Consider the following 26,163-nt stretch of genomic DNA (forward strand, 5'->3'; position numbering starts at 1 on the left):
ATCACCGGTCGGCCAGGGCGGCGACCGGCGGGGTGCGGACCGCGCGCCGCGCCGGGAGCACCGAGGCCGCCAGCCCGGCGAGGACGGCGACGGCGAGCAGCAGCCCGAGCCGCGCCCACGGGAGGGCGGGGGTCCAGATGGCGTCCCCGCCGGCGGTGGCGACGCCACCGAGGAGCGAGGCGGCACCGGCCCAGCCGTACAGGGACCCCAGCACCACGCCGAGCAGGCCGCCGACGCCGGCCACCAGCGCGCCCTCCAGGGCCAGCATGCGGCGCAGCTGCCCGCGGGTCAGCCCGAGCGCGCGCAGCACGGCGTTCTCCCGGGTCCGCTCGATGACGGACAGGCTGAGGGTGTTGGCCACCCCGACCAGGGCGATGACGACGGCGACGGCGAGCAGGCCCACCACCACCAGGAGCATCGTGTCGATGAGGTGCTGGTAGGCCGCGCGCTCGGAGGCCTGGCTGGTCACCGAGACCGGCTCCTGGCCGGCGGCCGCGCCGTCAGAGCCGGTGGCGCTGTCGGCGGAGGTGACGACGCTCTGCACCCTCCCGGACACCTCGACCGGGTCGGTGCCCGGCGCCAGGCGGAGCCACAGGGCCGACGCTGCGGCCGCCGGGTCCACCTGGCGCAGCACGGACGGGTCCAGGGCCACCGCCTGGCCGCCCAGCTGGGTCACCCGCGCGGTGAGCAGGACTCCCGGGGCGCTCAGGTCGGCGCTGGTGAACCCGCTGCTGCCGCCGTCGTCCGTGGTCGTGGTGGTCGTGGTGGTGGGCCGCAGCGTCACCTCGTCGCCGTCGTGGACGCCGAGCCGCTCGGCGACGTCGAGCGGGAAGACCACCGCGCCCGGCTGCAGCCCCGCGACCGCCGCGGGGTCGGCCAGGACGCGCTGGAGGGAGGCGGCGGGGGCGGCCACGGCGTCCAGGACCGACCCCGAGGCGCTGTCACCACCGCTGCGGCGGGTGTCCCCGGGGACCAGGGAGACCTGGCTGGTGAGCACCGACGTGGAGGCCGTGATCCCGTCGACGGCCGCGAGGCCCTGCACCACCGCCGCGGGCAGGGCCCCGCCGTAGCGCCCGGGGCCGGTAGGCACCGTTCCCACCTCGACGTCCACGGGGTACTGCCGGTCGAGGGCCGCGTCCAGGGTGCGGCTGGTGGTCGCGGCGCCCACCACCATGAGCGCCACGAGGGTGGTGCCGATGAGCAGGGCGCCCGCCGTGGAGGCGGTCCGGCGGGGGTTGCGGACGGCGTTGAGCGCGGCCAGGCGCGCCGGGGCGCCACCCGCCCGCGACACCAGGCGCCCCACGAGGGCCACGGTGCGGGGCACGAGGAAGACCTGTCCCACGAGCACACCGGTGAACGAGGCGGTCCCGCCGAGCACGGCGGCGGCGAGGCCGTAGGTCGTCCAGGTCCCGCCGGCTGCGACCTCGCCGAGCACCCCGTCGAGGGCGCCCGTCGCGAACAGGGCACCGCCGGCGAGCAGGGCTGTCCCGCCCACCAGCAGCACCAGGGACACCGCCAGGCGCACGCGGGAGGTGCGCGTGCGCAGGTCCGGCGCGGCGGCGGGGCGCAGCGCGGCCAGCGGCGAGACGCGGGTGGCCGCGCGGGCCGGCGCCAGCGCCGCCAGCACGGTCGCGCCGGTGCCCACGGCCAGCGGGACCAGGACGGCCGCCGGGGTGAGCACCACACCGGCGGGGAGGGAGACCCCGGGCGCGAAGTGCGTCAGCACGACCCCCGCGACGGCGGCCAGGCCGGTGCCGGCCAGCACCCCGACCGCCGAGGCCACCAGCCCCAGCACCGCGGCCTCGGCCAGCACGCTGCGGTGCACCTGCGCCGTGGTGGCCCCCACGCAGCGCAGCAGCGCCAGCTGGTGGGTGCGCTGGGCCACCACCACCGAGAACGTGTTGGTGATCACCGTGGTGGCCACGAAGAGCGCGACGGCGGCGAAGGCGAGCACCACCGCGGTGAGGATGCGGGTGCCGCCGAGCGCGTCGTCGACGGACCTGTCCACCACCTGGGGCACGGTGAGGACGTCGAGCGGCGGGGACTGCCCGGTCCACCCCCGGGAGGGGTCCCAGTCACCGGTCTGCACCGCCAGGCCCTCCGCGGCCAGCCGCTGCGCCACGACGTCACGCGCCTGCTCGGGACTGGTGCCGGGGGCGTCCACCACGAGCGCCGTGCTGTACCCGCCGCGGGGCGTGCCGTCCGGGAGGTCACCGAAGCGGGACGCCGTCCACGTAACGGCGTCCGCGGGGGCCGCCAGGGCGTCGGCGCTGCTGGTGAACCTCGACGCCTCATCGTCCCGGAGCAGCCCGACCACCGTGACGGGCGCGTCGACCGCCCCCGTCTCCTGGTCGGCCTGCTGCGCGGTCGCCTGCGCGGCGCTGCTGCCGGTCAGCGGGTAGTACCTGACGCTCACGGTCCCGCCGACGCCGACGCCGAGCCGCGACGCCGCCGCGGCCCCGAGCGCCAGCTGGCCGCTGGCCCGGGGCAGCTCACCGGCCGACAGCCGGGAGGCCGCGGGGTCGGCGAGCGCGGGAGTGGTGGAGGTGCTGCGGAGGGTGACGTACTCGGTGCCGGACGGTCCGACGAGCGCGACGCCGTCGTCGACGCGGCCCTCGGCGGCGGCGATCCCGGGGGCGCCGTCCAGCGCGGCGAGCTGGGCGTCGGTGATGGGAAGACCGCTGTTCGTCCGCACGACGACGTCGGCGCCGGCGTACTGCGCGGCGACCGCGTTCGTGATGGTCCGGGTGAACAGCGCGGAGGTGAGCAGCACGGCGGCCACGAAGCCGGCGCCGAGCGCCACCGCCACCCCGGCGAGCAGCAGGCGGCCCGCGGTGGAGCGGGCCTGGCGCAGGGTGAGGCGCAGCATCACAGGCCCGCGGCGGGGAAGGCTGCGGAGACGGCGCGGATCTGGCCGGTGGCCGTGGTGCTCGGGGCGCCGGCCGGGGGCAGGGACGTGCGCAGCGCGTCCAGCGCGGAGGTGACCGCCTCCGGGGTGGGGTCGGTGACCTCGCCCGCGAGCGCGCCGTCGGCGAGGAGCACCACGCGGTCGGCGTAGGAGGCCGCGACGGCGTCGTGGGTGACCATGACCACCGTGCGGTCGAGCTCGCGCACGCTGCGGCGCAGGAACTCCAGCACCTCCGCGCCGGAGCGGGAGTCGAGGTTGCCGGTGGGCTCGTCGGCGAGGACCAGCTCGGGCTTGGTGATGAGGGCGCGGGCTATGGCCACGCGCTGCTGCTGGCCGCCGGACAGCTCGCCGGGGCGGTGGGTGAGCCGCTCGCGCAGGCCCAGGACGTCCACGAGGTCGGCCATCCACTCGGCGTCGAGGCGACCGCCGCCGCGGCCGCCGAGCTCCAGCGGGAGGGTGATGTTCTGCTCGGCGGTGAGCACCGGCAGGAGGTTGAACTGCTGGAAGACGAACCCCAGCCGCTGGCGGCGCAGCAGCGTCAGCGCCGTGTCGCCGAGGGTGGTGAGGTCGGTGTCGCCGAGGAGCACCCGCCCGGAGGTGGCGGTGTCGAGGCCGGCGAGCAGGTGCAGCAGCGTGGACTTGCCGGACCCGGACGGGCCCATGATCGCGGTGAACGCGCCGCGGGAGAAGGTCACGTCCACGCCCCGCAGCGCGTGCACGGCGGCGGGGCCGCGTCCGTAGGTCTTGGTCAGGCCCACGGCCGTGGCGGCGGCGCCGCCCGAGGAGGTGCCGCCCGGGGAGGTGGCGGCGGGTGCTGTCGGGGTCATGCCCCCACCCTGGGCGCCGCGGCCGGGGCGGCGCATCGGCGCGCGGGCCCGCTCTGCGCCGCGGGCGTCATACCGGCGGCTGACCCGCCGGCGCCGCAGCGCTCCGCCCGGAGGAGGGCACGGGGAGCACGGCCTGCACCGCGAAGCCGCCGCCGCTGCGCGGTCCGGCGTGCGCGGTGCCCCCGTACAGGGCCATCCGCTCGGCCATCCCGGCCAGCCCGCGGCCCACGCCGTCACCGCGCGCCTCGCCGTCGACGCCCGCGGAGGCGCCGCGCCCGTCGTCCTCGACGTGGGCCTCCAGGCGCCCGGGTGACCAGTGCAGGCGCACGGTGGCGCGCGCGGACGGACCGCCGTGCTTGAGCACGTTGGTGAGGCCCTCCTGCACCACGCGGTAGACGGCCAGGCCGGCGCCGGCGGGCAGGGGCCGAGCCTCCCCGGTGGTGACGAGGGCGACGGGCAGGCCGCTGGCGCGCACGGAGTCCACCAGGGCCACCACGTCCTCGACGCCGGGCTGCGGCTCGAACACCGCGCCGCCGTCCTCCCGCAGCACCCCGAGCAGGCGGCGCATGTCGGTGAGCGCGGCCCGCCCGGTGGCGGCCACGGACTCCAGGGCGCGCACGGCGGCCGCGGGGTCGGCGGCGGCGGCGTAGCGGCCGCCGTCGGCCTGAGCGATCACCACCGACAGGGAGTGGGCGACGACGTCGTGCATCTCCCGGGCGATCCGCGCGCGCTCGGCGGCGGCCGCCAGCGCCTGCAGCTGCTCGCGCTCGGTCTCCACGCCGCGGGCGCGCTCCTCCAGGGTGCGCACGTGCGCCAGGCGGGTGCGGCGCCACTGCCCCAGGGTCCACGCCAGCAGCGCCAAGACCCCGGCGGTCACCGTCACCGAGACCACCACGAGCAGCGCGTCGCCGACGTCCGTGGAGGTCTGCCCGAGCGCCACGCCCAGCCCGAGCGCCCCCACGACGGCCACCAGCAGGCCCCAGGAGCGCGCCCAGCGGGGGCCGTGCGCGGCCAGCGAGTACAGCGCGACGAGCACCGCGACGTCCGAGGGCGAGACCAGCAGCGCCTGGTCGGACCCGCTGCCGCCCCCCACGCCGACGAGGCCGGTGAGCAGGTGGGCCGCGGCCAGCGCGTCGACGACGGCGGCGGTGAGCACCGGCCGGGACCGGCGCAGGGCGAGCACCCCCACCTGCACCAGGGACGCGAGGGCCTGCAGCGGCGCGCCGTCGGCGGCGAAGACCAGGGCGAGCAGCACCGCGGGCGGGCAGAACAGGGCCGCGTCGACCACCACGGGGTGGGTCCTGACCCACGCCTCGGAGGCGTCGACGCGGCCGCGCACGCCCCCCGGCTGGGGCCGACCCCGGTCCATCACCCGCCCACGCTAGGGCCGGGCGGGGGCCTGGGCGTCGTCCTGGCGGGTGAGCGCGCCGCCCGCCACCTCCGCCCGCGGACCCACCCCCCGCCTAGGCTGGCCGCGTGGCGCCCTGCAGACGGGGGCGCTGACAGGAGGCAGACGTGGCACCTGAGGAGCACCCGCTCGCCGAGCCGGTGATGCTCGCGGCGTTCGAGGGCTGGAACGACGCCGGCGAGGCCGCCAGCGGCGCCCTGGACCACCTGCGCCGCGTCTGGGGCGCGGAGCAGGTCGCCGAGCTGGACCCCGAGGAGTACCACGACTTCCAGGTCAACCGGCCCCAGGTGGCCCTCGACGACGACGGCCGCCGCACCATCACCTGGCCCACCACGCGGATCTTCGCGGCCACCGCTCCCGCCAGCGGCCGCACCGTGGTGCTCGTGCACGGCATCGAGCCGTCGATGCGCTGGCGCCGCTACACCTCCGAGCTGCTCGAGCACGCCCGCCGCCTCGGCGTCGAGACCGTGATCACCATGGGGGCGCTGCTCGCCGACGTCCCCCACACCCGGCCGATCCCCGTCTCCTCCACCACCGACGACGACGAGCTGCTGCGCCGCCTCTCGCTCGAGCGGTCCACCTACGAGGGCCCCACCGGCATCGTCGGGGTGGTCTCCGAGGCCGCCGCCACCGCCGGGCTGCCCTCGCTGAGCCTGTGGGCGGCCGTGCCGCACTACGTGGGGCAGTCGCCCTCCCCGAAGGCGGTGCTGGCGCTGCTGGGGCGCATCGAGGAGGTGCTCGGCGAGCCGGTGCCGCTGGGTGACCTCACCGACGACGCCCGCGCGTGGGAGCACGGCGTGGACGAGCTGGCCGGGGAGGACGCCGAGATCGGCGAGTACGTCCGCCAGCTCGAGGAGGCCAAGGACACCGCCGACCTGCCGGAGGCCTCCGGCGAGGCGATCGCCCGCGAGTTCGAGAGGTACCTGCGCCGACGGCCCGACGAGGGCAAGGACGGGCTCACCGGCGGCTGAGACGACCGCCTGGCGGGTCGGCGAGACCGCGAGGGCGGAGAACAGGGTCAGGAACGGGCTGTTCCTGACCCTGTTCTGCGCCCTCGCGGCACCAGCGCGTCAGAGGGCGATGCCGAGCAGGGCGTCGACGGCGTCCGCCACGAGGTCGGCGCGCCGGCCGGCCTCCCCGGTGCCCGGGCCTCCGGGGGCGGCCAGCACCGTGGCGGCCCAGGCGTCGAGGACGGCGAGGGCGCCGGGGGCGTCGAGGTCGTCGGCGAGGCGGGCGCGCAGGTCCGCCAGCACGGCGGTCTGGTCGGCGCCGGCCGCGCCGTCGTCGGCCCCGGCGCCGGCCCCGCCGACGGCGACCGCGGCGCGCCAGCGCACGAGGCGCTCCACGGCGTCGTCGAGCCCGGCCTGCGTCCAGGACCAGTCCGAGCGGTAGTGGTGGGCGAGCACCGCCAGGCGCACCGCGGCGGGCTCCACCCCGGCGGCGCGGAGCCGGGAGACGAGCACGAGGTTGCCCTTGGACTTGCTCATCTTCTCGCCGTCCAGCCCCACCATCCCGGCGTGGGCGTACACGCCGGCGAAGGGCGGGCCGTAGAGCACCGCGCCGTGGCTGGCGGACATCTCGTGGTGCGGAAAGGCGAGGTCGGAGCCGCCGCCCTGCACGTCGAAGCCGGAGCCCAGGGCGTCGGCGGCGATGACGGTGCACTCCACGTGCCACCCCGGGCGCCCGGCGCCGAGGGAGCCGCCGTCCCAGTGCGGCTCGCCCTCGCGGGCGGCGCGCCACAGCAGCGGGTCGAGCGGGTCGCGCTTGCCGGGCCGCTGCGGGTCACCCCCGCGCTCCGCGGACAGGGCGAGCATCTGCTCGCGCGCCAGGTGCGAGACCACCCCGAAGCCGGGGTCCGCGGACAGGTCGGCGTAGACGTCCCCGTGCTCGCACCCCTCCTCCGGCTCGAGGGTGTACGCGGCGCCGCGGGCGAGCATCGCCCGGACGGTGGCCGCGATGCGCGGGACCGCCTCGACGGCGCCGACCCACGCGTCGGGCGGCAGCACCCGCAGCGCCTCCATGTCGGTGGCGAACAGGTCCACCTGGGAGGCGGCCAGCTCGCGCCAGTCCACGCCGTCGCGGGTGGCGCGCTCGAGCAGCGGGTCGTCCACGTCGGTGACGTTCTGGGCGTACCGCACCTGCAGGCCGGCGTCCCGCCAGGCGCGCTGCAGCAGGTCGAAGGCCAGGTAGGTGGCGGCGTGGCCGAGGTGCGTCGCGTCGTACGGGGTGATCCCGCAGACGTACAGGCGCGCGCCCGGGCCGCGCGCGGCGACCCGCAGCTCACCGGAGGAGGTGTCGTGCAGGCGCACGGGGCCGCCCCTGCCGGGGAGGTCGGGGACGGCGGGGGCTGACCAGGGACGCATCGCCCGCGACCCTACCCACCGCCGGCGGAGCCGAGCGTCAGAAGGGGGGCCAGGGCAGCGCCCGGCCCCCGGGCGGCGGCTTCGGGAAGCGCCGGCGCTCCAGCAGCCGCTCCACGCGCAGCTGCGCGGCGAGCAGCTCGTCCTCGGTGACCAGCGCGGACAGCACGTCGGCGAGGTCGCCGTCCAGGACGGCGGCCGTGCGCTCCAGCAGCGCCACCACCTCGTCGTCGAACGGCCGCCCGGCGAACCCCCACAGCACGGTCCGCAGCTTGGGGTCGGCGTGGAAGGTCAGGCCGTGGTCGACGCCGTGGACGCGGTCGTCCAGGCCCCGCAGCACGTGACCGCCCTTGCGGTCGGCGTTGTTGACCACCGCGTCGAACGCCGCCATCCGCACCAGGCCCGGGTGGTCGGCGTGCACGAGGCAGACCGCCTCCCCGCGGTAGCCCTCCCCCTGCACCACGGTGAGCCAGCCGTCGGGCACCCGCGAGGGCGGGACGACGTCGATGACACCGGCGCCGGGCTCCCCGAGACCGCCGCTGACGACGCTGCCGCCGCGCCGCCGGCTGCCCGGAGCGTCCACGTACGGCCCGTCCTCGGGCGAGGGGCCCACCCACGCCTGCACAGACCCCAGGCCGAGCTCGCCCTCGCGCAGCACGGTCGGCGGGACGACGTCCCACCCGGCCGCGTCGGAGACGAGGGCGGCGGCCACCTCGCGCCCGGCGAGGGTGCCGTCGGGGAAGTCCCACAGCGGGGCCTCCCCCGCCACGGGCTTGTAGACGCACGCCAGCGACCGCTCCCCCGAGGTCACCCGGGCGAGCAGCGTGGTGTTGGAGGCGCCGAGCACCCTGCCGGTCACCTCCAGGTCACCCGCTGACAGCAGGGTCAGGAGGTCCGGAGCGCCTCCGTCGCCGGGCTGGGTGCTGCTCAGCGGCGGTACCCGTTGGCGCGCGGGCACACGTGCCCCGCCGGGTCGAGCGGGTCTCCGCAGAAGGGGCACGGCGGGCGGCCCGCGGCGACGACGGCGAGGGCCCTGCTGCAGAAGGCCCGGGCGCTGGCGCCGGTGAGGCTGACCCGCAGCAGCGAGCGGACGTCGTCGGCGGAGCCGGGCGGCGCCTCACCGCCCTCGTCGTCGTCGCCGACCTCGAAGCACTCGATGACCACCAGCTGGCGGTCCCCGTCCCACGCCAGCGTCATGGTGCCGACCCGGAACTCCTCCTCGATGGGGGTGTCCAGCGGGGCGTCGTCGCGGGCGTCGGCGGGGGTCACGGCGGGCACCGGGGCCGCGCCGCCGCTGCGGCGCACCACCTCGTCGAGGAGCTCCTCGACCCGCTCGGCCAGCGCCGAGACCTGGGTCTTCTCCAGGGCCACCGAGGTCAGGAGGGTTCCGGAGCGGGCCTGGAGGAAGAAGGTGCGTGCCCCCGGGGGGCCCGTGGTGCCTGCCACGAACCGCTCCGGGGGGTCGAAGTCGAAGACCTGCCGGGGCATGGTGGGGAACCTACCTCCCGCTCAGCGGCCTCCCCCGGCGCCACCGCCGATGACGGCATCGGACGACGACGACGCCGACGCTGCCGGCTCCTCGCCGGTCCCGGCCTTCGGCGGAGGGGGCAGCAGGGAGGAGACGTCCCCGCCGGTGTCGTTGGTGCGCACGGCGAACGGCCGCAGCGGGGTGTACCGGACCACCGAGACCGATGCCGGGTCGACGACGATCCGCTGGAAGCCGTCCAGGTGCACGCCGAGGGCGTCGGCGAGCACCGCCTTGATGACGTCCCCGTGGCTCACCGCGGCCCACACCGCGTCGGGCCCGTGCTCGGCGGCCACCTCGGCGTCGGTGCGGCGGACCACGTCGAGGGCGCGCTGCTGCATGGTCCGCATCGACTCGCCCCCGGGGAAGACCACCGAGCTGGGGTGGGCCTGCACCGCGCCCCACAGCGGCTCCTTGGTCAGCTCGGCGATGGGCCGGCCTGTCCAGTCGCCGTAGTCGCACTCCGACAGGCCCTCGTCGGTGACCAGCTCCGGGCGCGGGGCGCCGTCGGGGCCGGGCACGGCGAGCAGCGCCGCCGCCGTCTCCTGGCAGCGCTGCAGCGGCGAGGCGACCACGCGGACCAGCGGCAGCGGCGCGAGCCGCCGCGCCAGCGCGGACACCTGGCCGTGGCCGGTCTCGTCGAGGCCGACGCCGGGGGTGCGTCCGGCGAGGACGCCGCCGGTGTTGGCGGCGGTGCGGCCGTGGCGGACCAGGAGGAGGACGGGCACGGCCCGCACGCTACGTCAGGGGACGAGGAACGGCGGGGTCCGGCCGACCATGACGAGGGAAGGGCCCACGTCCTCGCGGGTCTGCAGCTGCGCGTGCAGCCAGAACTCGTAGTACGCGCCGCTGGTCAGCCCCGTGACGGTGGTGCTGGCCACGGTGCACCCGGCGGGTGCGGCGACGTCGACCCACCGCAGCGGCGGCTGGGTCCCGGCCACCGGGGCCTGGGGTGCCACGGCCACCTTCCAGCCCTGCAGGGCGCTGCTGGCCCGGCTGGTCCACGAGACCCTGGCCGCCCCGGGGGCGCCGGGCACGGCCACGGCGCCGACAGAGACCGCGTCGTACGCGAGCCCGGTGCAGTCGACGCCCGTGGGCGTGCCGGTCGGTGCCGTGGGCGTGCGGGTCACCACCGGCGGCGGTGTGAGGTGCCAGTAGGGGTCCGGTGCGGTGGCCGGCGGCGGGAACGGCGTGGAGGGCGTCGGCTCCGGCACGCCGCTGCCGAGCACCGTCGCCTGGCCGGGCGTGCCCGCCGTCGACAGGGCCCTGGTGGGCGTGGGGGTGCCGGTGGCCGTCCCGAACGGGCCGATCGGCGCGCAGGCGGCGGTCAGCGCCAGCAGGGCGGCAGCACCGAGCGCCGCGACGGCGCCGCGGCGGCTGCTCCACTCCCTGTCGGGGGCCACGAGATCCCATCGGCACGCCGGGGGCCGGCCTTGACCCGCCGCCCCCGGGCGGAGGGGAGGATGGGGACGTGATCGTGGGCACGTGGGTGTGGGACGCCGAGGGCCACCACCAGGTGGACGACTGGCAGCACGCGCTGAGCAGCTGCCAGGCCGGCGGCGAGGGCTTCGTGTGGATCGGCATGGACGAGCCCGACCCCGACGAGCTGCAGCGGCTGGCCCAGCAGCTGCACCTGCACCCCCTCGCCGTGGAGGACGCGGTGCACGGCGGGCAGCGGGCCAAGGTGGACCGCTACGACGACGAGTCCCTGCTGGTGGTGCTGAGGCCCCTGGAGTACGACGACGCCACCTCCAGCGTGGAGACCCGCGAGCTGACGCTCTTCGTGGGGCCCCACCACGTGGTGAGCGTGCGCCGCGGCGGGCACACCCCGCTCAAGCGGGTCCGCTACGGCCTCGACGACGCGCCGGGCCCCCTGCGGGCCAGCGCCATGGGCGCCCTGCACGGGGTGCTCGACGCCGTGGTGGACCACTTCGTGGTGGTGGCCGACGAGCTGGGCGACGACCTCGACGAGCTCGAGCGCCGCGTCTTCACCGCCAGCGGCGGGCGCGCCCCCGGGGACGTCGACGCCGCCGAGATCTACCGCCTCAAGCGGGAGGTCTCCGAGGCGCGGCGCGCGGTGGCCCCGCTGGTGGAGCCGGTGGCGTCCCTGGCCCGCGGCGAGGTGGCCGGGGTGACCAAGCGGCTGAGGCCCTTCTTCGCCGACGTGCTGGACCACCTCATGCGCACCGAGGACCGGGTGGCGGGCTACGAGCGCTCCCTGACGGACATCCTCAACGTGCACCTGGCGCAGGTCTCGGTGCAGCAGAACGCCGACTCCCGCAAGATCTCCGCGTGGGCGGCGATGGCGCTGGTGCCCACCCTCATCGCCGGGATCTACGGCATGAACTTCGACGTGATCCCCGAGCTGAAGTGGCACTACGGCTACCCGTACGCGCTCGGCCTCATGGTGGTGGTGTGCCTGGTGCTGTTCCGGGCCTTCAAGCGGTCGGGCTGGCTGTAGGCGCCAGCGCCTCCAGCAGCGCCAGGCGCTGCTCGGCGCCCGGGGCCAGGGGGGCGACGGCGACGGTGCCGACCCCAGCCGCGGCGTAGGCGCCCAGCCGCTCGCGCAGCTCCTCGGCCGTGCCCAGCAGGCACGCCGCGCGCAGCAGCTCGGTGGGCACCAGCGACGCCGCGCGGGTGCGGTCACCGGCCAGGTAGGCGTCCTGCACGGCCGCTGCGGCGGCGCCGTGGCCGAGGCGGGCGGCCTGCTCGGCGTAGACGTTCTTCTCGCGGCTGCCCATGCCGCCCAGGTAGAGCGCGGTGTGGGCGCGCAGCGGGGCGGCGACGGCCGGGTCGTCGAGGTCGGCGCCGGCGGGCACCACCATCGCGGTCACCGCGGCGACGACGTCGAGCGGGCGGTCCGGGCCGCCGGGCAGCTCGCAGCGCGCCCGCCCGCGGGCCAGGGCGTCCAGCTGCTCCTGCGCGGCCTCGGGGACGAGGAACGCGGGCAGCCACCCGTCGGCCACCTCCCCGGCCAGCTCCACGTTCTTCGGGCCCACGGCGGCGAGCAGCAGCGGCAGGTCCGCGCGGGGGCGGGCAGCGCCAGGCGCAGCCGCGAGGCGCCGTGCAGGCCGGGCTCGCGCGCCATCGCCCGTCGCACGTCGGCCACGTAGGCGCGGGTGCGCGCCAGCGGGCGGGCGAAGGGCACGCCGTGCCAGCCCTCGGAGACCTGCGGCCCGGACACGCCCAGCCCCAGGCTGAAGCGGCCGCCGCTGATGCCGTCCAGGGTGGCGGCGGTCATGGCGGTGGCCGCGGCGCTGCGCGCGGGCACCTGCAGCACGGCGCTGCCCAGGCCGATGGTGCTGGTCCGCCCGGCCAGCCAGGCGAGCACGCTGACGGCGTCGGAGCCGTAGGCCTCGCTGACCCACGCCGAGGCGAACCCCAGCTGCTCGGCGCGCTGCACCAGCGCCAGCGCGTCCGCCGCCTGGTCGGCCACGGGCCGGTCCGAGCCGAAGTACCCCAGCGACAGCGCCAGCTCCATGCGCGCCGACCCTAGGGGGTGGCTGCGGGCAGGCCGGTCCGGGCCCCGGGACCGCCCCGGCGGCGGTGACGCTACGTTGCCGCGGTGGAGCAGCGCACCCTCGGAAGGTCGGGGCTGCGCGTCTCGGCGCTCGGTCTGGGCACCATGGGCTGGGGCGGCGACGGCGTGACCGACGCGCACGAGGCGCGCGACCTGCTGGCGCCGTTCGTGGAGGCCGGCGGCACCCTCGTGGACACCGCCGACGTCTACGGCGGCGGCGCCGCCGAGCAGCTGCTCGGGGAGCTCCTGGACGACGTCGTCCCCCGCGACGACGTGGTGCTCGTGGTCAAGTCCGGGCGCGGACGCCGGCCGGGTCCTGACACCTCCGCCCGCGCCCTGCTCGCCGGGCTGGACGCCTCCCTGCGGCGCCTGGGCACCGACCGGGCCGACGTGTGGATGGTGCACGCCTGGGACGGCGCCACGCCGCCGGAGGAGGTCGCCTCCGCCCTGGCCCGCGCGGTGAGCAGCGGGCGGGCCCGCTACGCCGGTGTCGGTGACCACTCCGGCTGGCAGCTGGCCACGGCCGCCGCCGCCGCGCGCGCCGCGGGACATCCGCTGGTGGCCGCCGGGGTGGAGCTGAGCGTGCTGGCCGGGGACCACGCCGACGTGCTGCCCGCCGCCGCCCACCACGGGCTGGGGGTGCTGGCGTGGGCACCGCTGGGCCGCGGCGTGCTCACCGGGAAGTACCGCACGAGCGTCCCGTCGGACTCGCGCGGGGCCTCCGAGCACCTGGCCGCGTGGGTGCAGCCCTACCTGGGCCCCGGCGCGCGCCGGGTGGCGCAGGCGGTGGCCACCGCCGCGGACGGGCTGGGCGCCGCGCCGCTGGAGGTGGCGCTCGCCTGGGTGCGCGACCACCCCGGGGTGTCCAGCGCCGTGGTCGGCGCGCGCACCCCGGGCCAGCTGCTCGGCAGCCTCGCGGCCGCTGAGCTCGAGCTCCCCGCAGAGATCCGCGCGGTGCTCGACGAGCTCAGCGCCGGCTGAGGCGCCCCGGCCGGCTCAGCGGCCGGCGGCAGGGCCCTCGTCGTCGTCGTCCTCGGGGGCGTCGTCGTCGAGGTCGTCGTCCTCGTCGTCGTCCTCGTCCTCGTCGTCGTCCTCGAGGTCGTCGTCCTCGTCGAACAGCTCGAACGGGGTGACCTCCTCGTAGGCGGTGTAGAGGGCCTCCTCGTACACCTCGAACGCGTCGGCCAGGGCGGTGTAGGCCGCCTCGACCGCCGGGTCGTCGTCACCCTGGCGCCGCTGGGCGGCTGCCAGGTGGGACTCCAGCGCAGCGACGAGTCGGTCGAGGGCCGCGCGCGGATCGGTCGCCATGGCCCGAACGGTAGCGGGTGGGCATCATGGACGGCGATGGAGCAGATCCCCTCGCCCCGCAGCAGCGGCCGTCGCCCCGGCCGGTCCGACGTCGAGTACGAGTACCGCACGATCACCATGCCCCGCGAGACCTCGCGCAGCGAGGCCCGCCGGCTCATCACCGAGGCCGCCGAGCACGGCCACTGGGAGCTCGCGCGGGTGCGCCTCTACCTGGGCGGGCGGCGCCAGGTGCAGCTGAGGCGGCGCATCGTCAGGGTGCCCCGCCCCAGCTGACGCGGGGTGCGGCTCAGGCGCTGGCCACGAAGCGCTGCAGCACGCGCGTGCCGAAGCGCAGCGCGTCCAGCGGCACGCGCTCGTCGACGCCGTGGAACAGGCCCGCGAAGTCGAGGCCGACGGGCAGGCGCAGCGGCGCGAAGCCGTAGCCAGGGATGCCCAGCTGGCTGAAGGACTTGTTGTCCGTGCCCCCCGACAGGCAGTACGGCAGCACGCGGGCGCCCGGGTCCTCGGCGAGCAGCGCCTCGACCATGCGGTCGACCAGGGGGACGTCGAACGGGGTCTCCAGGGCGACGTCGCGGTGGACGTCCTGCACCTCGACGAACTCCCCCGCGAGCTCCCTGACGGTCTGCACGAGGCGCTCCTCGTGGCCGGGCAGGAAGCGGCAGTCGAGCAGGGCGGTCGCGGTGCCGGGGATGACGTTGTGCTTGTACCCGGCCTCCAGCAGCGTCGGGTTGGCGGTGTCGCGCAGCGTCGCGCCGACCCAGCGCGCCGTCGTGCCGAGCTGGTCCAGCAGGGCGCTGGGGTCGGCCGGGTCGAACTCGACGCCGGTGATGTCGGTGACGCCGTCCAGGAAGGCCCGCACGGTGGGGGTGACCTCCACGGGCCACGGGTGGGCGCCGATGCGGGCCACCGCCTCGCACAGGCGGGTCACGGCGTTGTCGGTGTTGACCTGGCTGCCGTGGCCGGCGCGACCGTGCGCGACGAGCCGCAGCCACGCGATGCCCTTCTCGGCCGTCTGCAGCAGGTAGGCGCGCTGGCCGCTGCCGGCCCCGGAGCCGCCGCCGATGGTGGTGGAGAACCCGCCGACCTCGCTCACCGCGGCGGTGACGCCCTCGAACAGGCCCGGGTGGTGGTCGACCAGCCAGTGCGCGCCCTGCACGCCCCCGGCCTCCTCGTCGGCCATGAACGCCAGCACGAGGTCGCGCGGGGGCCGCTCGCCGCGGCGCACGAGGTCGCGCACCACCGCCAGCAGCATCGCGTCCATGTCCTTCATGTCCACCGCGCCGCGGCCCCACAGGAACTCCTGCTCGGGGGACTCCGGGTCGGCGGTGGTCTCGGTGGTGACCTCCCCGGAGAACGGGTGGACGCTCCAGTCGTCCGCGCGGGCGGGGACGACGTCGAGGTGCCCGTGCAGCAGCAGGGCCCCGCGCTCCGCGGTGCCCGCCGGGTCCCCCTCGACCCTCACGACGACGCTGGCCCGGCCCGGCTCGCTCTCGAAGAGCTGCGGCTCCAGGCCCACCTCGGCCAGCAGGCCCGCCACGAGCTCCGCGGCGGCGCGCTCGCCCGGGCCGGACCCGTCTCCGGGGTTGGTGGTGTCGATGCGCAGCAGGTCGCGGCAGATGCTGACGACCTCGTCCTGCGGGTCCGGGGTGGAGCTCATCGCCCCACCGTACGCAGGCCGCAGGTCAGCAGCCTCTCAGTTGATGCCGGCCGGGGCCCCGACGATGCAGGTGGCCGGCTCACCGGCGTTGGTGGAGGTCTCCTCCGCCAGCACCGTGCCGTCGGAGTCCTTGATGCGGCAGCCGACGGTGCCGCCGGTGGCGCGGTCGAAGTTCGACACGGCCACGTACCAGCCGGGCCAGTCCTTCGAGCCGGTCATGGTCTTGGTGAAGGTGGAGCCGAGGTCCTTGCGGACGTCCCGGGAGTCCTTGGTGCCCATCTCGACGTAGGTGTCCTTCGCGGTGCCGAAGCCCTCGTAGGTGACGTCGCCCAGGGGCGTGGTGCGGGCGCTGGCCGCCGGCGCCGAGGAGGCCGGGGCCGCGGGCTGCGACGCGGCCGGGGAGGCGCCGGTCTTCTGCGCCGCCGCGGCGGCCTGGTCCGCCACCGCGGCGCCGCCGGCGGCCTTCGCCGGGGCGGACTCCGCGGTGGAGCCGGTGGGGCGGGCGGCGATGGGCGTGGCCGCGGCCGGCGTCGCCGCCCCGGGCTGGCCCCCGCTGGCCGAGGCCAGCGCAGCGGTGATCTCCTCGTGCCCGGGCGCGCCGGGCATGGTCCCGACGACGACGGCTGCGGCCAGCGCCACCGCTGCGGCGAGGATGCCGACCGGCATGCCCAGCGCGCGGCGCTGGTGCCAGCGACGGCCGCCGTCAGCACGGCCGCTCGGACGACCGCTCGGACGGCCGCTCGGACGGGCCGAGCTCTCCGGGCGGCCCGTGGCGCGGCCGGTGGTGCGGGCGGCGGTCCGGCCGGTCGTGCGGCCGTGGCGCGGCTCGGCCGGCGCGACCGCCGAGGTGCTGTCCGCGGGGGCCACGGGGGCGGCTGCGCCGGGGACGGCGGGGGCGGCGCTCGTGGCGGAGCGCAGCACCGCGAGGTCGGCGGCGGTCAGGGCGGCGGCGGGGCCGGAGACCGGCTGCGGGCGGGGAGCGGCCGCGGCGGGCAGACCGGTCGTCAGCTGATCAGGCGACCCAGACAGCCCAGGCAGCCCAGGCAGCCCGGGCACCAGGTAGGAGGTGCGGCCGGTGGGCTCGGCGCTGACGCGGTCGGGCATGGGCGGCGGGACCGGCGCGGTGGACAGGCGCGCTGCGCGGGCGCGCACCGCGGCCTCGACCTCTGCGGCGGGCGGCGGCGGGGGCAGCTCGCGCTCGCCCGCGGGGAACGCCGGGAAGCTGGGCGGCTCGACGGGCGAGGCGCTGGCCGGGCGCTGGGCGCGACGGCTCACGACGGGCTCGGTGGTCCAGGGCGGCTCGCGGCGGGGCTCGGCGGGCGTCGTCGTCCCGACCACGGGCAGGGGCCCGGACACGGCGGGGGCGGGCCGGCGGCGGGGCACGTACACCGCCGGCGCCGCGGACGCGGAGTCGGCGGAGCCGGAGGTGGTGGCCGTGGAGAGGCCGGCGGGCGGCGTCAGCGAGTCGAGGTGCTCGGTGAGGGTGCGGGCCAGGGCGTGCGTCAGCGGTGAGGGGCGGGCGATGGCGCTGGCCGTGCGCGGGTCCTCCAGGGCGGGCGAGGTGCGCCAGGCGGCGGACTCCGAGGCCTGCGCCGACGCCTGGACCGCGGCCTCGTCGAGGGCGGTGGGGCGGCGCAGCGCGGCGCGGTCGCGACGGCTCGGCAGCGGGGTGCCCAGCGGCGGGGTGGTCAGCGGCGGGGCGGCGGCGCTGGGCGTGCGGTGCTCGGTGCGGCCCTCGGGCGCGGCCGCGGGCCAGACCGCCCGGGTGCCGTCAGCGGGGGTGGTGAAGGGGTCCGGCGCGCCGAAGCCCTCCGGGACCGGTGCCGCGTGGCCGGGGACCCGGCGTCCGGAACCGGTGCGCTCGGCGTCCAGCGCGCGCCGGCGCTCACCGCCCTCGTTGGTCTGCCCCGCCACGGCCACCAGTCTGCGGCAGAGGGGACGCTGTGTCCGCCATCTGGCAGAACTCGACGTCCCCCGTCCGGCGCGTCGCCCCGGCGCGGCGCCCCCCGTGCCGCATCATGTGCCGCGCTCCGCTGGCCGCCGGCGGCGACGCCTCAGCGCGCGCAGGTCCCGTCCGCCGCCACCGCGCGGGCGGCGCCGAGCAGCGCGGGCAGCTCGTGCATGGACCTGAAGGTGGTGGCGGCGCCCACGGCCACGAGCGCCTCGGGGGTGCTGCTGGCGGGCCCCCCGGAGCAGTAGCCGAGGACCAGGGCGCCGGCGGCCACCCCGGCGCGGACCCCCGCCGGGGAGTCCTCCACCACGGCGCAGCGGCGGGGGTCCGCACCGAGCGCCGCGGCGGCCTGCAGGTAGACGTCGGGCGCGGGCTTGCTGCGGGGCAGCTCCAGGCCGCTGAACACCCGGTCCGCGAAGTGCGGCGCGAGCCCGGTGACGTCCAGCTGCATCTGCACCTTGGCGCGGTCGGCACCGGAGGCGCAGGCCAGGCGCTGGCCGTACGCGGCGGCGACGGCCGCCACGGCGGCGGCCGCGCCCTCCACCGCCTGCACGCGCACCGCCAGCTGCTCGCTGCGGCGGCGGCGGAACTCCTCCAGCCACGCCTGCGTGATGCGCACGCCGGTGCGCTCCTCGATGAGGTCGGCCTGGTCGGCCACGGCCACCCCCACGAAGCGGCGCATCCCCTCCTGCTCGGACAGGGACCACCCGAGCTCGGCGAGCATGGTGCGCAGCACCGCGTTGGTGATGGGCTCGGAGTCGACGAGGACGCCGTCGCAGTCGAAGAGGACGGCGTCGTAGGGCAGGTCGAGGGGTGAGGGGCTGGGCGGGGTCACGCCCGGGCACGCTTCCAGACCAGCCGCGAGGCCGCGAACACGACCGCGAAGAACCCGGCGAGCACGTACCCGGCGTGCTCGGTGTCGAGCGAGGTGAGCAGGCCCACCAGCCCGCCGCGCACGCCGAGCTGCTCGCTGAGCAGGGACGCGGCGGCCAGCGCCCCCACGAGCAGCCCGGACAGGACGCCGACACCGGTGATGACGAGGTTGTAGGTGATCTTCCGGGCCGGGTCCTCCTGGGCCGCGGTGTACATCCGCAGCATCATGAGGCCGTTGGCGGTGTCGCCCAGCGTCATGGCCGCGGTGAAGAGCACGGGCAGGCAGAGCAGCGCCACCAGCGGGGCGCCCGCCAGCGCAGCGCCGGCGGTGAGCACGAGCACCCCGATCTGGCTGGAGGTGTCGAACCCCAGCGAGAAGAGGAACCCCACCACGTACACGTGCCAGGGGTGGCGGACGCGGCGCAGCGGCGCGGTCATCACCACCGCGGCCGGGCCGCGCGGGGTGAGGGCGTGGGGTGGGACGTGCAGGTCGGGGTCGCGCCGCAGCGCGCGGCGCAGCGACCAGGCCCGGCAGAACGTGGCGAGGTTGGCGACGGCGACGAGCACGAGGTAGAGCCCGGAGACGCTGACGCCGATGACGCCCAGCACGCGCGCGGCCCCGGAGGACTCGTCCAGCGCGGTGCGCACGAACCCGGCGCCGGCGATGACGAGCACCCCGGTGAGCACCACCACCGTGGAATGGCCCAGGGAGAACGCCAGGCCCACCGACGCCGGGCTGCGCCCCTCGGAGACGAACTTGCGGGTGCTGTTGTCGATCATCGAGATGTGGTCGAAGTCGAAGGAGTGCACCAGCCCCCGCAGGTAGGCCACCGCCGCGAGCCCCACCGTGACGGCGCCCGCGCCCCCGGCGAGCACCCCGAGCGAGAGCAGGCCCAGCCCCACCAGGTGCAGGACCGCGACGACGGCGAAGGCCGCGCCCACCCGCCGGCGGAACGGCAGCGCCGCCCGGCCGCTGCTGGTGAGCAGCGGGTGCCTCCCCGTGGCCGTGGCGGTGCCCATGGGCGGGATGCTAGGCGCTGGACGTCCGCCACGGGTGTGCGGGCACACACACGACGTGGTCGCGGTGAGGAGGCGCTGGTGGGTGCTGACCCGCTGGAGGCGGTGGCGCGCGACGCCGTCACCGCGGCCCGCCCGCGCCTGGAGCGCGCGCTCGCGCGGTTCGCGGCGCTGTCGGACCCGACGCGCCTGGAGCTGCTGGTGGCCATCCACGCCGCCCCCGGCGCCCCCGTGAAGGTGCTGGCCGCCGCGGCGGGGCTCACCCCGAACACGGCCACGCAGGCGCTGGCGGCCCTGCGCGCCTGCGGACTGGTGGACCGCGTGCGCGACGGCCGGCTCAGCCGCTGGCACCTCGCCGACGACACCGCGCACGAGCTGCTGCACCAGCTCGGCGCCGCCCACTCCCCCCTCCACCCCGAGCACTGACCGCCCTCGGCGTGATCATGGGCGGTCCGCCACCCCCAGGTGACGGACCGCCCATGATCACGGACGGGGTGCCGGGGTCAGCGGCGCCGGCGGAGCACCGCGGCGGCGACGGCGGCCAGGAGCGCCAGCACCACCACGGCACCGACGACGACGAGCCACCCCGGCGTCCCCGACGACGACGCCGACACCGCCGAGGAGTCCACCGGGGTGGACGTCGGCGCGGGAGCGTCGCTCGTGGACGGGCTGGTCGACGGGTTGGCGGGCGGGCTGGTCGACGGGCTGGTCGCCGTCGCCGCCGCTGGGCCGGACGCGGTGTAGGTGAAGGTCCCCGAGACGGGGTGCCCGTCGTCGGAGGTGACGCGCCACTCCACGCGGTAGGTGCCCGCGGGGAGGTCACCGGTGAGCTGCTGGGTGACGGTGTCGTCGACGAACTGCGGGTCCCCGGTGGAGACGACCGCGCCGCCCGGCCCGGTGACCAGCACCTTCGAGCCGAGCGCGACGGCCGGCTCCTCGAAGGTCAGCACCACCGAGGTCGGCGCGGCGGCCACGGTCGCTCCGTCGGCGGGCGCTGTCGTGGAGAGCCGGTCGTGCGCCTGCGCCGGCAGGGCGGGCAGCAGCACGAGCAGCGCCCCGGCGAGCAGCGCGAGGCCCCGCCTCCGGCGGGCACCGGTCACAGGCCAGGGCGCACGCCGGGTCACACGCCCAGTCACAGGCGTGGTCACGAGGTCGCCGTCGCGGGCCGGCGGCGCACGAGGGAGACGACGAGGGCGGCGGCGCCGAGCACGGCGCCGGTGGCGCCCAGCCAGGTGCCGGCCCCGGTGGAGGCCCCCGCCGCGGTCGCACCGCCGCTGCCGGAGGCGGTGGCGGCCGCGGAAGCGCCGGCGTCGTCGTGCTGGTGGCCGGTGGAGGCGGCCGTCGTGGTGAAGACCGGGGCGGGGTTCTCCGGCTCGACGCCGCTGCTGGGGACGGGCTGGTCCCAGGCCACCACGGTGCCGTCGGAGTAGGTCTGCGTGGTGGGCAGCTGCACGGTGGTGCCGGCAGCCGGCAGGGCGCCGACGGAGACCGGGAACTGCTGGAACTGGCCCGGGGCGATGCCGCCACCGGCCTGCGCGGTCCACGTGATGGTGCGGGGCGCCTTGGTGAGCGTGGTGCCGTCCACCACCACGGGGGCGGGCAGCGGGGCCTCGGCGACCTGGGCGGTCCACCCCGGCACGGGCTGCACGGCGGCGTAGGTGAAGGGGTGGTCGGTGGGCAGCGACATCTGCACCTGCGTGGTGCTGGCGCTGGAGGACTCGTTCGGCACGCGCACCTCCAGCAGGGCGTAGCCGCCCGCCGCGGTGCTGTCGGGGGTGACGTGCACGTGGGCCGAGGCCGCGGCCACGGGGACGAGCAGGAGGCCCGCCGCGAGCGCGGTGGTGGCTCCCGCGCGCAGCGCGCGGGCGCTGCGCGACGACGGGGACGACGACGGGGTGGACGGAGACGACGGGGACAGCGAAGGCACGGTGGTGCTCCTGGGTGTGCGGCCGGGGTCCGGCGGGGGTGGGTGGCGCGAGGCCGGCCGCACCCCGGGCGGGGTCAGCCGGCGGCGAGCACCGGGGGTCCGCGCCGCCGCACGGCGCGCAGGACCACGCGGTCGCCGGGGACGGCCTCGGCAGCTGCCGGCAGCGGGCGCAGCCGCGGCGCCACCGGCAGAGCGGCGAGGGCGACGACGACGGCCGCCAGCGGCGCCAGCCAGGCGCACAGCGCCCAGACGGCGTCCTCGCCGCGGCTGTAGACCAGCGCCAGGGCGGTGGCCACCGCGACGTGCGCGAGGAGCATGGTGGCGTCGGCGGTGGAGGGGCCGCCGAGCCACAGGGCCGGGGCCGCGGAGACGTGGCCGGCGTGCTCGCCCAGGGCCGCGGCCCCGCCGGGGACGGCGGGCACGGCGGTAGAAGCGGCGACCAGCCCGGTGGCGTGGTCGGCGGTCGGGGCGAGGGCCTCGAGGGCGGCGTGCAGCACCACCTGGCTGCCGGCCAGCAGCGGCACGGCGGCACCCGCCGGCAGCTGCCAGCGGGTGGCGAGCCAGCAGCACGCCACCACCCCCGCGACCAGCGCGGCACCACCGGCGGGACCGGGCAGGTGGCCGCCGGCGGCGGCGTGGCCGACGGCCGACAGCCCCACCACGAACAGCGCCAGCACCAGGGACCGGGCAGCGCGCAGCGCGCCGCGGTCCGGGGTGGTCACGCGCCCACGGTACCGAGGGGGCGCACCGCACGGTCGCAGCGGCGGTGAGGATGGGGGCGTGTCGGAAGCGGGGTCGAGGGCCGGACCGACGGCGAGGTCGGGAGCGGCGGTGCGGGCGCTGGTCCGGCACACCCCGCAGTCGGCGACGCTCCCCGCCGCCCTGCGGGCGGGGCTCACGGTGGCCGTGCCGCTGGGTGCGCTCGTGGTAATGCAGCGGGCGGACCTCGCGCTGTACGCGACCTTCGGCGCGTTCACGGCTGTGTACGGGCGCCGTCCCGACGGGTCCGCCGACCCCCGGGTGCAGGCGCGCCTGGCCGTCGTCCTCGTCTCGGCCGTGGCGACGGGGGTGCTGGTCTCGCTGAGCGGGGCCGGCGCCTGGCTGGGCGTGGCGGCCGCGGCCGGGTGGGCGGCGCTGGCGGCCCACCTGTCCGACCGGCAGGGCTGGCGCCCGCCCGGTCCCCTCTTCGCGGTCTTCGCGGTGGGCGCGTGCTCCGCGGTGCCGGTCAGCGGTGCGACGGCGGCCGTGGAGGCCGTCGCGACCGCGGTGGCCGCGGCGGTGGTCGCGCTGGCGCTGACAGCGGCGTCCGGGCCGCTGGTCCGCCGCCTGCCGCGACACGTGCGGACGGCACCCCGCGCGACCCCGGTGGCACCGGCCGCCCCGGGGGTGCCGGCGCGCCGGACGCGGGTGCAGGTGCTCCGCTGCGCCGCGGCGGTGGCCGTGGCGGGAGCGCTCGGCGTGGCCACCACCAGCCAGCACCCGTACTGGGCCGCGGTCGCCGCGGTGGCGCCGCTGGCGGCGCCCACCCTGTCCTCGCAGCTGGTCCGCGCCACCCACCGCGCGCTCGGCACGGTGCTCGGGCTGGGGGTGGCGGCGGTGCTCCTGGCGCTGCCGCTGGGCGCGCTGGCCACCGCAGCCACCGCCGTGCTCCTGCAGGTGCTCGCCGAGCTCCTGGTGGTGCGCCACTACGGCGCGGCGATGCTCGTCATCACCCCGCTGGCGCTGCTGATGGGCCAGCTGGCGCACCCCGTACCGGTCGGCGGCCTGCTGGCCGACCGCGGTGCGGAGACGCTGCTGGGCGTGGCCGTCGGCGTGGCCGTGGTGCTCGTGACGCGTCCGCGCGCGGGCAGGGGCTCAGCCGCGCAGCGCGGCGACGCGGGCGAGCAGCGCCCCGGTGGCAGGCTCCGCCGCGTCCAAGGCACCCCCGACGTCGGACGCATCGGCTGACAGCTGCTGCCTCAGCCGGGACAGGACCGGGTAGGCGGGCAGCACCGCTGCGTCCGCAGGTCCCCCGCTCCCCTGCTGGGTGCCGGGCCCGGTGCTGGGGCAGGTGCGGGCCAGGTGGACGGCGACGACGCCGAGGGCCTGGTCCGCTCCGGCGCGGCCGAACCCGTCGGCCAGGAGCGCGCAGCGCAGCCGCGCCGCCCAGGCCCCCCGCAGCCAGTGCTCCAGGGGAACCCCCGAGCCGGCGGCGAGCCGCCACGCGACGGCGTCGCGACGGGCCACCTCCGCGGCGGTGCGCTGCAGCGCCACCACGAGCGCCTCCCAGCGAGCCGCCCCGCCGTCCGGGCCGCCGTCCGCGCCCGCGTCCGGGCCGCCGTCCGGGCCGTCGCACGCGCGGTCGAGCTCGCCCACCACGGCGCGGACCGCGTCCAGCGGGGCCGCGGCGGCCACCTCGTCGCGCTCGTCGTCGTCCTGCGGGGAGCCTGCGGAGGGCGCCGGGCCACCGGTGGGACTGTCGAGCACGGCCAGATTCTTACACCGTAAGACCGCGGGTCGCTCAGGCCCCGCTGCCGCCCACGACCTGCACGGTGATCCTGTCGATGAGGCTCTCCAACGACTCTTCGAACTCCTGCAGCGACCTGTCGTCGGCGAGCAGCTCGCTGAGGCGCTCCACCGTCGGGGCGCCTCGCAGGCCGTGCGGAGGCACCTCCTCCTCCACGAGGTCCAGCGGGCCCACCGCGCCACCGCGCTGGGAGACCTCCAGGAGCAGGTTGCCCAGCAGGAAGCTCGTGAAGGCCCGGTAGACCGCCACCGCCTGCTCGTCCTCGAAGCCCTCGGACAGCAGCCCGGACAGGAAGGTCTCCACCCAGCGCACCGAGCGCAGCGGCGGGCGCAGCCAGGGCGCCTCCGGCGGAGTGGAGGCGATGAGCGGGAACGCGCGGGGGTGGGCGATGGCCATCCGGCGCACGCCGTGCGCCATGCGCTGCAGGAAGTCCTGCCAGCCGTGCGCGGGGGTCCGCAGCACGTCCTCGTCGTGGTCGAGCTCGGAGACGAGGGTGTCGACCACACCGTCGAGCAGGTCCTCGCGGCCCGGCACGTAGCGGTACAGCGACATCGCCTCCACGCCCAGGCGCGCCCCGAGCCGGCGCATGGTCAGCGACCCCACGCCCTCCTCGTCGATGAACGCCAGGGCCGCCGCCAGGATGCGCTCGCGGCTCAGGGGCACCCGGGCCGAGGGAGGCTCCTTGCCCTGCACGGCCAGCTCGTCAGCGTCGGGCACGTCGGCACCGCGGCTGCTGCTCGCGCTGCCGTCCGGGCCGCTGCCGTCCGGGCCCCCGCTGGTGGTCACCCGCTGAGGTTGTCACCCACCGGCGCCGGGCGCAGGTCGTCGGGCCCGTCCGGAGCAGGCCCTCTGGGGTGGCGGGTCGCCTTTTACGGTGTAAGCCTGGTGCTCCGGCTCACGGCGCCCGGTGGCCACCCCGGCCACCGCCGTGACGAGGAGGATCATGACCGAGATCGCCGACCCGAGCACCTCGACGCTCCACGGCACCGCGAGCGCCTCCAGCGGCCTCTCGACCCGTGCCCCCGGCGTGCGGGCCGCGGGCGCCACCACCACCACGGACGCCGTCATCGCCACGCTCGCCGGCCTGGCCGCCCGGGAGGTGCCGGGCGTCCACGCCCTGGGCATCCCCACGGGGCGCACCGCCACGGCGCTCGGCCAGCTCATCCCCGGTTCCTCGCGCGGCGGCTGCGCCGGCGTGGAGGTCGAGGTGGGCGAGCGGCAGGCGGCCGTCGAGGTGGCCGTGGTGACCGAGCTGGGACGCAGCGCCCCGGCCGTGGCCGAGCAGGTGCGCACCGCCGTCGCGCAGGCCCTGCACGACCTCGTGGGCCTGGAGGTCACCGCGGTGGACGTCGAGGTGGTCGACGTCGCCGAGCCCCCTCGCTGAGCCCCTCACCGGGCCGCGGCCCCCGGTCGCGGGACGGCGACAGGTCGCCCACGATAGGACCGCTGACGGCGCGGGCACTGCCCGCGCCGTTCCCATGACGGCACTCCCCCGGTCCTGCTCGGACGCGGGGCACAGACAAGGAGAGGACCTTTCATGAGCTCGACGGTGCAGAAGATCGGCGCTGAGTTCCTCGGGACGTTCTGGCTGGTGTTCGCCGGCTGCGGCGCAGCCGTCCTGGCCACCACGGCCGCCCCCGGAGACACCGGCGCGCAGGTGGCCATCGGGTGGCTCGGCGTCGCCCTGGCCTTCGGCCTGGCCGTGACCACCGGCGCGTACGCGCTCGGCCACATCTCCGGCGGCCACTTCAACCCCGCCATCTCCCTCGGCCTGTCGGTCGCGGGCCGCCTGCCCTGGCGCGAGCTGCCCGTCTACGTGGTCTCCCAGCTGGTGGGAGCCGTCGCCGGTGCCGCCGTGCTGTACGGGATCGCCAGCGGCCGCGCGGGCTTCGACCCCACCGGCGCCTTCGCCACCAACGGCTACGCCGACCGCTCCCCCGAGGGCTACGGCCTGGTCGCCGCGCTGCTCGTCGAGGTGGTGCTGACGGCGGTGTTCGTGCTCGTGGTCCTGGGCACCACCGGCCCGAAGGGCGCCCCGGGGCTCGCCCCGCTGGCCATCGGCCTGACCCTCGTGGTGATCCACCTCATCTCGATCCCGGTGGACAACACCTCCGTGAACCCCGCCCGCTCCATCGCCCCGGCGCTGTTCGCCGGCTCGGCGGCTCTCGGCCAGGTGTGGCTGTTCATCGTCGCCCCGCTGGTGGGCGGCGTCATCGCGGCGCTCGTGCACAAGGGCCTGCTGGCCACCAGCGAGGAGCGCGGTGACGTCCGCGTGGAGCAGACCGCCCACCGCGAGCGGGTCGCCGGGCGGGCCTGACCGCCCCTGGCCACCGCTCTGCCACCGATCGACCACTGACGACGACGAGGGCCGGCCGC

At 77.5% G+C, this 26,163-nt stretch carries 26 protein-coding genes and 1 pseudogene; 8 read left to right on the forward strand and 19 right to left on the reverse strand.

From position 1 onward, the window contains the following. Window position 1 precedes the first annotated feature (1 nt). The 3 genes from H7K62_RS23245 to H7K62_RS05745 form a co-directional block, all read right to left on the reverse strand. Window positions 2–2,869 (reverse strand): ABC transporter permease, encoded by a 2,868-nt coding sequence (locus tag H7K62_RS23245; RefSeq protein ID WP_186716935.1) that lies wholly within the window; start codon window positions 2,867–2,869, stop codon window positions 2–4. Then, window positions 2,869–3,735 carry an ABC transporter ATP-binding protein gene (locus tag H7K62_RS05740; protein WP_186716936.1) on the reverse strand — a complete coding sequence of 289 codons (867 nt, stop codon included), beginning with the start codon at window positions 3,733–3,735 and terminating at the stop codon, window positions 2,869–2,871. Before H7K62_RS05740 ends, H7K62_RS23245 begins: the two co-directional genes overlap by 1 nt. Before the next feature lie 67 nt (window positions 3,736–3,802). Beyond that, window positions 3,803–5,104 (reverse strand): sensor histidine kinase, encoded by a 1,302-nt coding sequence (locus H7K62_RS05745; protein ID WP_186717091.1) that lies wholly within the window; start codon window positions 5,102–5,104, stop codon window positions 3,803–3,805. A 182-nt stretch (window positions 5,105–5,286) separates the two neighbouring features. On the opposite strand from H7K62_RS05745, the gene H7K62_RS05750 reads away from it, so the two are divergent. After that, a complete protein-coding gene (locus tag H7K62_RS05750; RefSeq protein WP_186717092.1) occupies window positions 5,287–6,114 on the forward strand; it encodes a PAC2 family protein in 828 nt (275 codons plus the stop codon). A 99-nt stretch (window positions 6,115–6,213) separates the two neighbouring features. Here the strand turns inward: H7K62_RS05750 and mshC are convergent, their stop codons facing one another. The 5 genes from mshC to H7K62_RS05775 form a co-directional block, all read right to left on the reverse strand. Beyond that, complete coding sequence (mshC, locus tag H7K62_RS05755) at window positions 6,214–7,506, reverse strand: cysteine--1-D-myo-inosityl 2-amino-2-deoxy-alpha-D-glucopyranoside ligase (protein ID WP_186716937.1); 1,293 nt, start codon at window positions 7,504–7,506, stop codon at window positions 6,214–6,216. 37 nt (window positions 7,507–7,543) lie between these two features. Next, on the reverse strand, window positions 7,544–8,362 hold the full coding sequence (locus H7K62_RS05760; RefSeq protein ID WP_222437123.1) for an SCO1664 family protein: 819 nt from the start codon (window positions 8,360–8,362) through the stop codon (window positions 7,544–7,546). A 68-nt stretch (window positions 8,363–8,430) separates the two neighbouring features. Then, a complete protein-coding gene (locus tag H7K62_RS05765; protein WP_186716938.1) occupies window positions 8,431–8,991 on the reverse strand; it encodes a DUF3090 domain-containing protein in 561 nt (186 codons plus the stop codon). Between the two features lie 21 nt (window positions 8,992–9,012). Then, window positions 9,013–9,756, reverse strand: coding sequence for a histidine phosphatase family protein (locus tag H7K62_RS05770; RefSeq protein WP_186716939.1), 744 nt, complete (start codon window positions 9,754–9,756; stop codon window positions 9,013–9,015). A 15-nt stretch (window positions 9,757–9,771) separates the two neighbouring features. Then, window positions 9,772–10,431 carry a hypothetical protein gene (locus H7K62_RS05775; RefSeq protein ID WP_186717110.1) on the reverse strand — a complete coding sequence of 220 codons (660 nt, stop codon included), beginning with the start codon at window positions 10,429–10,431 and terminating at the stop codon, window positions 9,772–9,774. 68 nt (window positions 10,432–10,499) lie between these two features. Between H7K62_RS05775 and H7K62_RS05780 the strand changes: the two genes are divergently transcribed. After that, window positions 10,500–11,489: a magnesium and cobalt transport protein CorA gene (locus H7K62_RS05780; RefSeq protein ID WP_222437124.1), complete on the forward strand. Its 990-nt coding sequence runs from the start codon at window positions 10,500–10,502 to the stop codon at window positions 11,487–11,489. Here H7K62_RS05780 and H7K62_RS05785 read toward each other — a convergent pair. After that, window positions 11,467–12,509 (reverse strand): annotated as a pseudogene (locus H7K62_RS05785) (LLM class flavin-dependent oxidoreductase). The gene H7K62_RS05780 and the pseudogene H7K62_RS05785 overlap by 23 nt on opposite strands. Before the next feature lie 84 nt (window positions 12,510–12,593). Between H7K62_RS05785 and H7K62_RS05790 the strand changes: the two are divergent. Continuing rightward, window positions 12,594–13,529 (forward strand): aldo/keto reductase, encoded by a 936-nt coding sequence (locus H7K62_RS05790; RefSeq protein ID WP_186716940.1) that lies wholly within the window; start codon window positions 12,594–12,596, stop codon window positions 13,527–13,529. A gap of 15 nt (window positions 13,530–13,544) precedes the next feature. Here the strand turns inward: H7K62_RS05790 and H7K62_RS05795 are convergent, their stop codons facing one another. Further along, window positions 13,545–13,856, reverse strand: a complete 312-nt coding sequence (locus H7K62_RS05795) for a hypothetical protein (RefSeq protein ID WP_186716941.1) — start codon at window positions 13,854–13,856, stop codon at window positions 13,545–13,547. Window positions 13,857–13,892: 36 nt separating this feature from the next. On the opposite strand from H7K62_RS05795, the gene H7K62_RS05800 reads away from it, so the two are divergent. Continuing rightward, on the forward strand, window positions 13,893–14,129 hold the full coding sequence (locus H7K62_RS05800; protein ID WP_186716942.1) for a DUF5703 family protein: 237 nt from the start codon (window positions 13,893–13,895) through the stop codon (window positions 14,127–14,129). A 13-nt stretch (window positions 14,130–14,142) separates the two neighbouring features. Here the strand turns inward: H7K62_RS05800 and H7K62_RS05805 are convergent, their stop codons facing one another. The 4 genes from H7K62_RS05805 to H7K62_RS05820 all read right to left on the reverse strand — a co-directional run bounded on the left by H7K62_RS05805 (window position 14,143) and on the right by H7K62_RS05820 (window position 19,357). Further along, complete coding sequence (locus H7K62_RS05805; protein WP_186716943.1) at window positions 14,143–15,513, reverse strand: M20/M25/M40 family metallo-hydrolase; 1,371 nt, start codon at window positions 15,511–15,513, stop codon at window positions 14,143–14,145. Between the two features lie 36 nt (window positions 15,514–15,549). After that, a complete protein-coding gene (locus H7K62_RS05810) occupies window positions 15,550–17,427 on the reverse strand; it encodes a hypothetical protein (protein ID WP_186716944.1) in 1,878 nt (625 codons plus the stop codon). A 140-nt stretch (window positions 17,428–17,567) separates the two neighbouring features. Further along, window positions 17,568–18,299: an HAD family hydrolase gene (locus tag H7K62_RS05815; RefSeq protein WP_186716945.1), complete on the reverse strand. Its 732-nt coding sequence runs from the start codon at window positions 18,297–18,299 to the stop codon at window positions 17,568–17,570. Further along, window positions 18,296–19,357, reverse strand: a complete 1,062-nt coding sequence (locus H7K62_RS05820; protein WP_186716946.1) for a HoxN/HupN/NixA family nickel/cobalt transporter — start codon at window positions 19,355–19,357, stop codon at window positions 18,296–18,298. The genes H7K62_RS05815 and H7K62_RS05820 overlap by 4 nt, the downstream gene beginning before the upstream one ends. A gap of 78 nt (window positions 19,358–19,435) precedes the next feature. Here H7K62_RS05820 and H7K62_RS05825 point away from each other — a divergent pair, with 78 nt between their 5' ends. Further along, a complete protein-coding gene (locus tag H7K62_RS05825; RefSeq protein WP_222437126.1) occupies window positions 19,436–19,780 on the forward strand; it encodes an ArsR/SmtB family transcription factor in 345 nt (114 codons plus the stop codon). 77 nt (window positions 19,781–19,857) lie between these two features. On the opposite strand, the gene H7K62_RS05830 is transcribed toward H7K62_RS05825, so the two are convergent. The 3 genes from H7K62_RS05830 to H7K62_RS05840 all read right to left on the reverse strand — a co-directional run bounded on the left by H7K62_RS05830 (window position 19,858) and on the right by H7K62_RS05840 (window position 22,003). Beyond that, on the reverse strand, window positions 19,858–20,454 hold the full coding sequence (locus H7K62_RS05830; protein WP_186716947.1) for a copper resistance CopC family protein: 597 nt from the start codon (window positions 20,452–20,454) through the stop codon (window positions 19,858–19,860). Between the two features lie 44 nt (window positions 20,455–20,498). Continuing rightward, complete coding sequence (locus tag H7K62_RS05835; RefSeq protein ID WP_222437127.1) at window positions 20,499–21,281, reverse strand: YcnI family copper-binding membrane protein; 783 nt, start codon at window positions 21,279–21,281, stop codon at window positions 20,499–20,501. 74 nt (window positions 21,282–21,355) lie between these two features. Next, a complete protein-coding gene (locus H7K62_RS05840) occupies window positions 21,356–22,003 on the reverse strand; it encodes a hypothetical protein (RefSeq protein ID WP_186716948.1) in 648 nt (215 codons plus the stop codon). 58 nt (window positions 22,004–22,061) lie between these two features. Here H7K62_RS05840 and H7K62_RS05845 point away from each other — a divergent pair, with 58 nt between their 5' ends. Next, a complete protein-coding gene (locus H7K62_RS05845; RefSeq protein ID WP_186716949.1) occupies window positions 22,062–23,228 on the forward strand; it encodes an FUSC family protein in 1,167 nt (388 codons plus the stop codon). On the opposite strand, the gene H7K62_RS05850 is transcribed toward H7K62_RS05845, so the two are convergent. Both H7K62_RS05850 and H7K62_RS05855 read right to left on the reverse strand, forming a co-directional pair. Continuing rightward, complete coding sequence (locus tag H7K62_RS05850) at window positions 23,136–23,747, reverse strand: hypothetical protein (RefSeq protein ID WP_186716950.1); 612 nt, start codon at window positions 23,745–23,747, stop codon at window positions 23,136–23,138. The two genes, H7K62_RS05845 and H7K62_RS05850, sit on opposite strands and share 93 nt — an antisense overlap. Window positions 23,748–23,781: 34 nt before the next feature. Continuing rightward, on the reverse strand, window positions 23,782–24,504 hold the full coding sequence (locus H7K62_RS05855; protein ID WP_370591638.1) for a TetR/AcrR family transcriptional regulator C-terminal domain-containing protein: 723 nt from the start codon (window positions 24,502–24,504) through the stop codon (window positions 23,782–23,784). A gap of 226 nt (window positions 24,505–24,730) precedes the next feature. Here H7K62_RS05855 and H7K62_RS05860 point away from each other — a divergent pair, with 226 nt between their 5' ends. Beyond that, window positions 24,731–25,171, forward strand: coding sequence for an Asp23/Gls24 family envelope stress response protein (locus H7K62_RS05860; RefSeq protein ID WP_186716952.1), 441 nt, complete (start codon window positions 24,731–24,733; stop codon window positions 25,169–25,171). Between the two features lie 153 nt (window positions 25,172–25,324). Next, on the forward strand, window positions 25,325–26,104 hold the full coding sequence (gene aqpZ / locus H7K62_RS05865; protein WP_186716953.1) for an aquaporin Z: 780 nt from the start codon (window positions 25,325–25,327) through the stop codon (window positions 26,102–26,104). Window positions 26,105–26,163: the final 59 nt, after the last annotated feature.

It is taken from the genome of Quadrisphaera sp. RL12-1S (assembly GCF_014270065.1).
Taxonomy (GTDB): Bacteria; Actinomycetota; Actinomycetes; order Actinomycetales; family Quadrisphaeraceae; genus Quadrisphaera.

What these genes read in the sequence shown, in the direction of transcription:
- H7K62_RS23245 (WP_186716935.1), bottom strand. Translation starts at nt 2,869, where the DNA reads ATGCTGCGCCTCACCCTGCGCCAGGCCCGCTCCACCGCGGGCCGCCTG.
- H7K62_RS05740 (WP_186716936.1), bottom strand. Translation starts at nt 3,735, where the DNA reads ATGACCCCGACAGCACCCGCCGCCACCTCCCCGGGCGGCACCTCCTCG.
- H7K62_RS05745 (WP_186717091.1), bottom strand. Translation starts at nt 5,104, where the DNA reads ATGGACCGGGGTCGGCCCCAGCCGGGGGGCGTGCGCGGCCGCGTCGAC.
- H7K62_RS05750 (WP_186717092.1), top strand. Translation starts at nt 5,287, where the DNA reads ATGCTCGCGGCGTTCGAGGGCTGGAACGACGCCGGCGAGGCCGCCAGC.
- mshC (WP_186716937.1), bottom strand. Translation starts at nt 7,506, where the DNA reads ATGCGTCCCTGGTCAGCCCCCGCCGTCCCCGACCTCCCCGGCAGGGGC.
- H7K62_RS05765 (WP_186716938.1), bottom strand. Translation starts at nt 8,991, where the DNA reads ATGCCCCGGCAGGTCTTCGACTTCGACCCCCCGGAGCGGTTCGTGGCA.
- H7K62_RS05795 (WP_186716941.1), bottom strand. Translation starts at nt 13,856, where the DNA reads ATGGCGACCGATCCGCGCGCGGCCCTCGACCGACTCGTCGCTGCGCTG.
- H7K62_RS05800 (WP_186716942.1), top strand. Translation starts at nt 13,893, where the DNA reads ATGGAGCAGATCCCCTCGCCCCGCAGCAGCGGCCGTCGCCCCGGCCGG.
- H7K62_RS05805 (WP_186716943.1), bottom strand. Translation starts at nt 15,513, where the DNA reads ATGAGCTCCACCCCGGACCCGCAGGACGAGGTCGTCAGCATCTGCCGC.
- H7K62_RS05820 (WP_186716946.1), bottom strand. Translation starts at nt 19,357, where the DNA reads ATGGGCACCGCCACGGCCACGGGGAGGCACCCGCTGCTCACCAGCAGC.
- H7K62_RS05860 (WP_186716952.1), top strand. Translation starts at nt 24,731, where the DNA reads ATGACCGAGATCGCCGACCCGAGCACCTCGACGCTCCACGGCACCGCG.
- aqpZ (WP_186716953.1), top strand. Translation starts at nt 25,325, where the DNA reads ATGAGCTCGACGGTGCAGAAGATCGGCGCTGAGTTCCTCGGGACGTTC.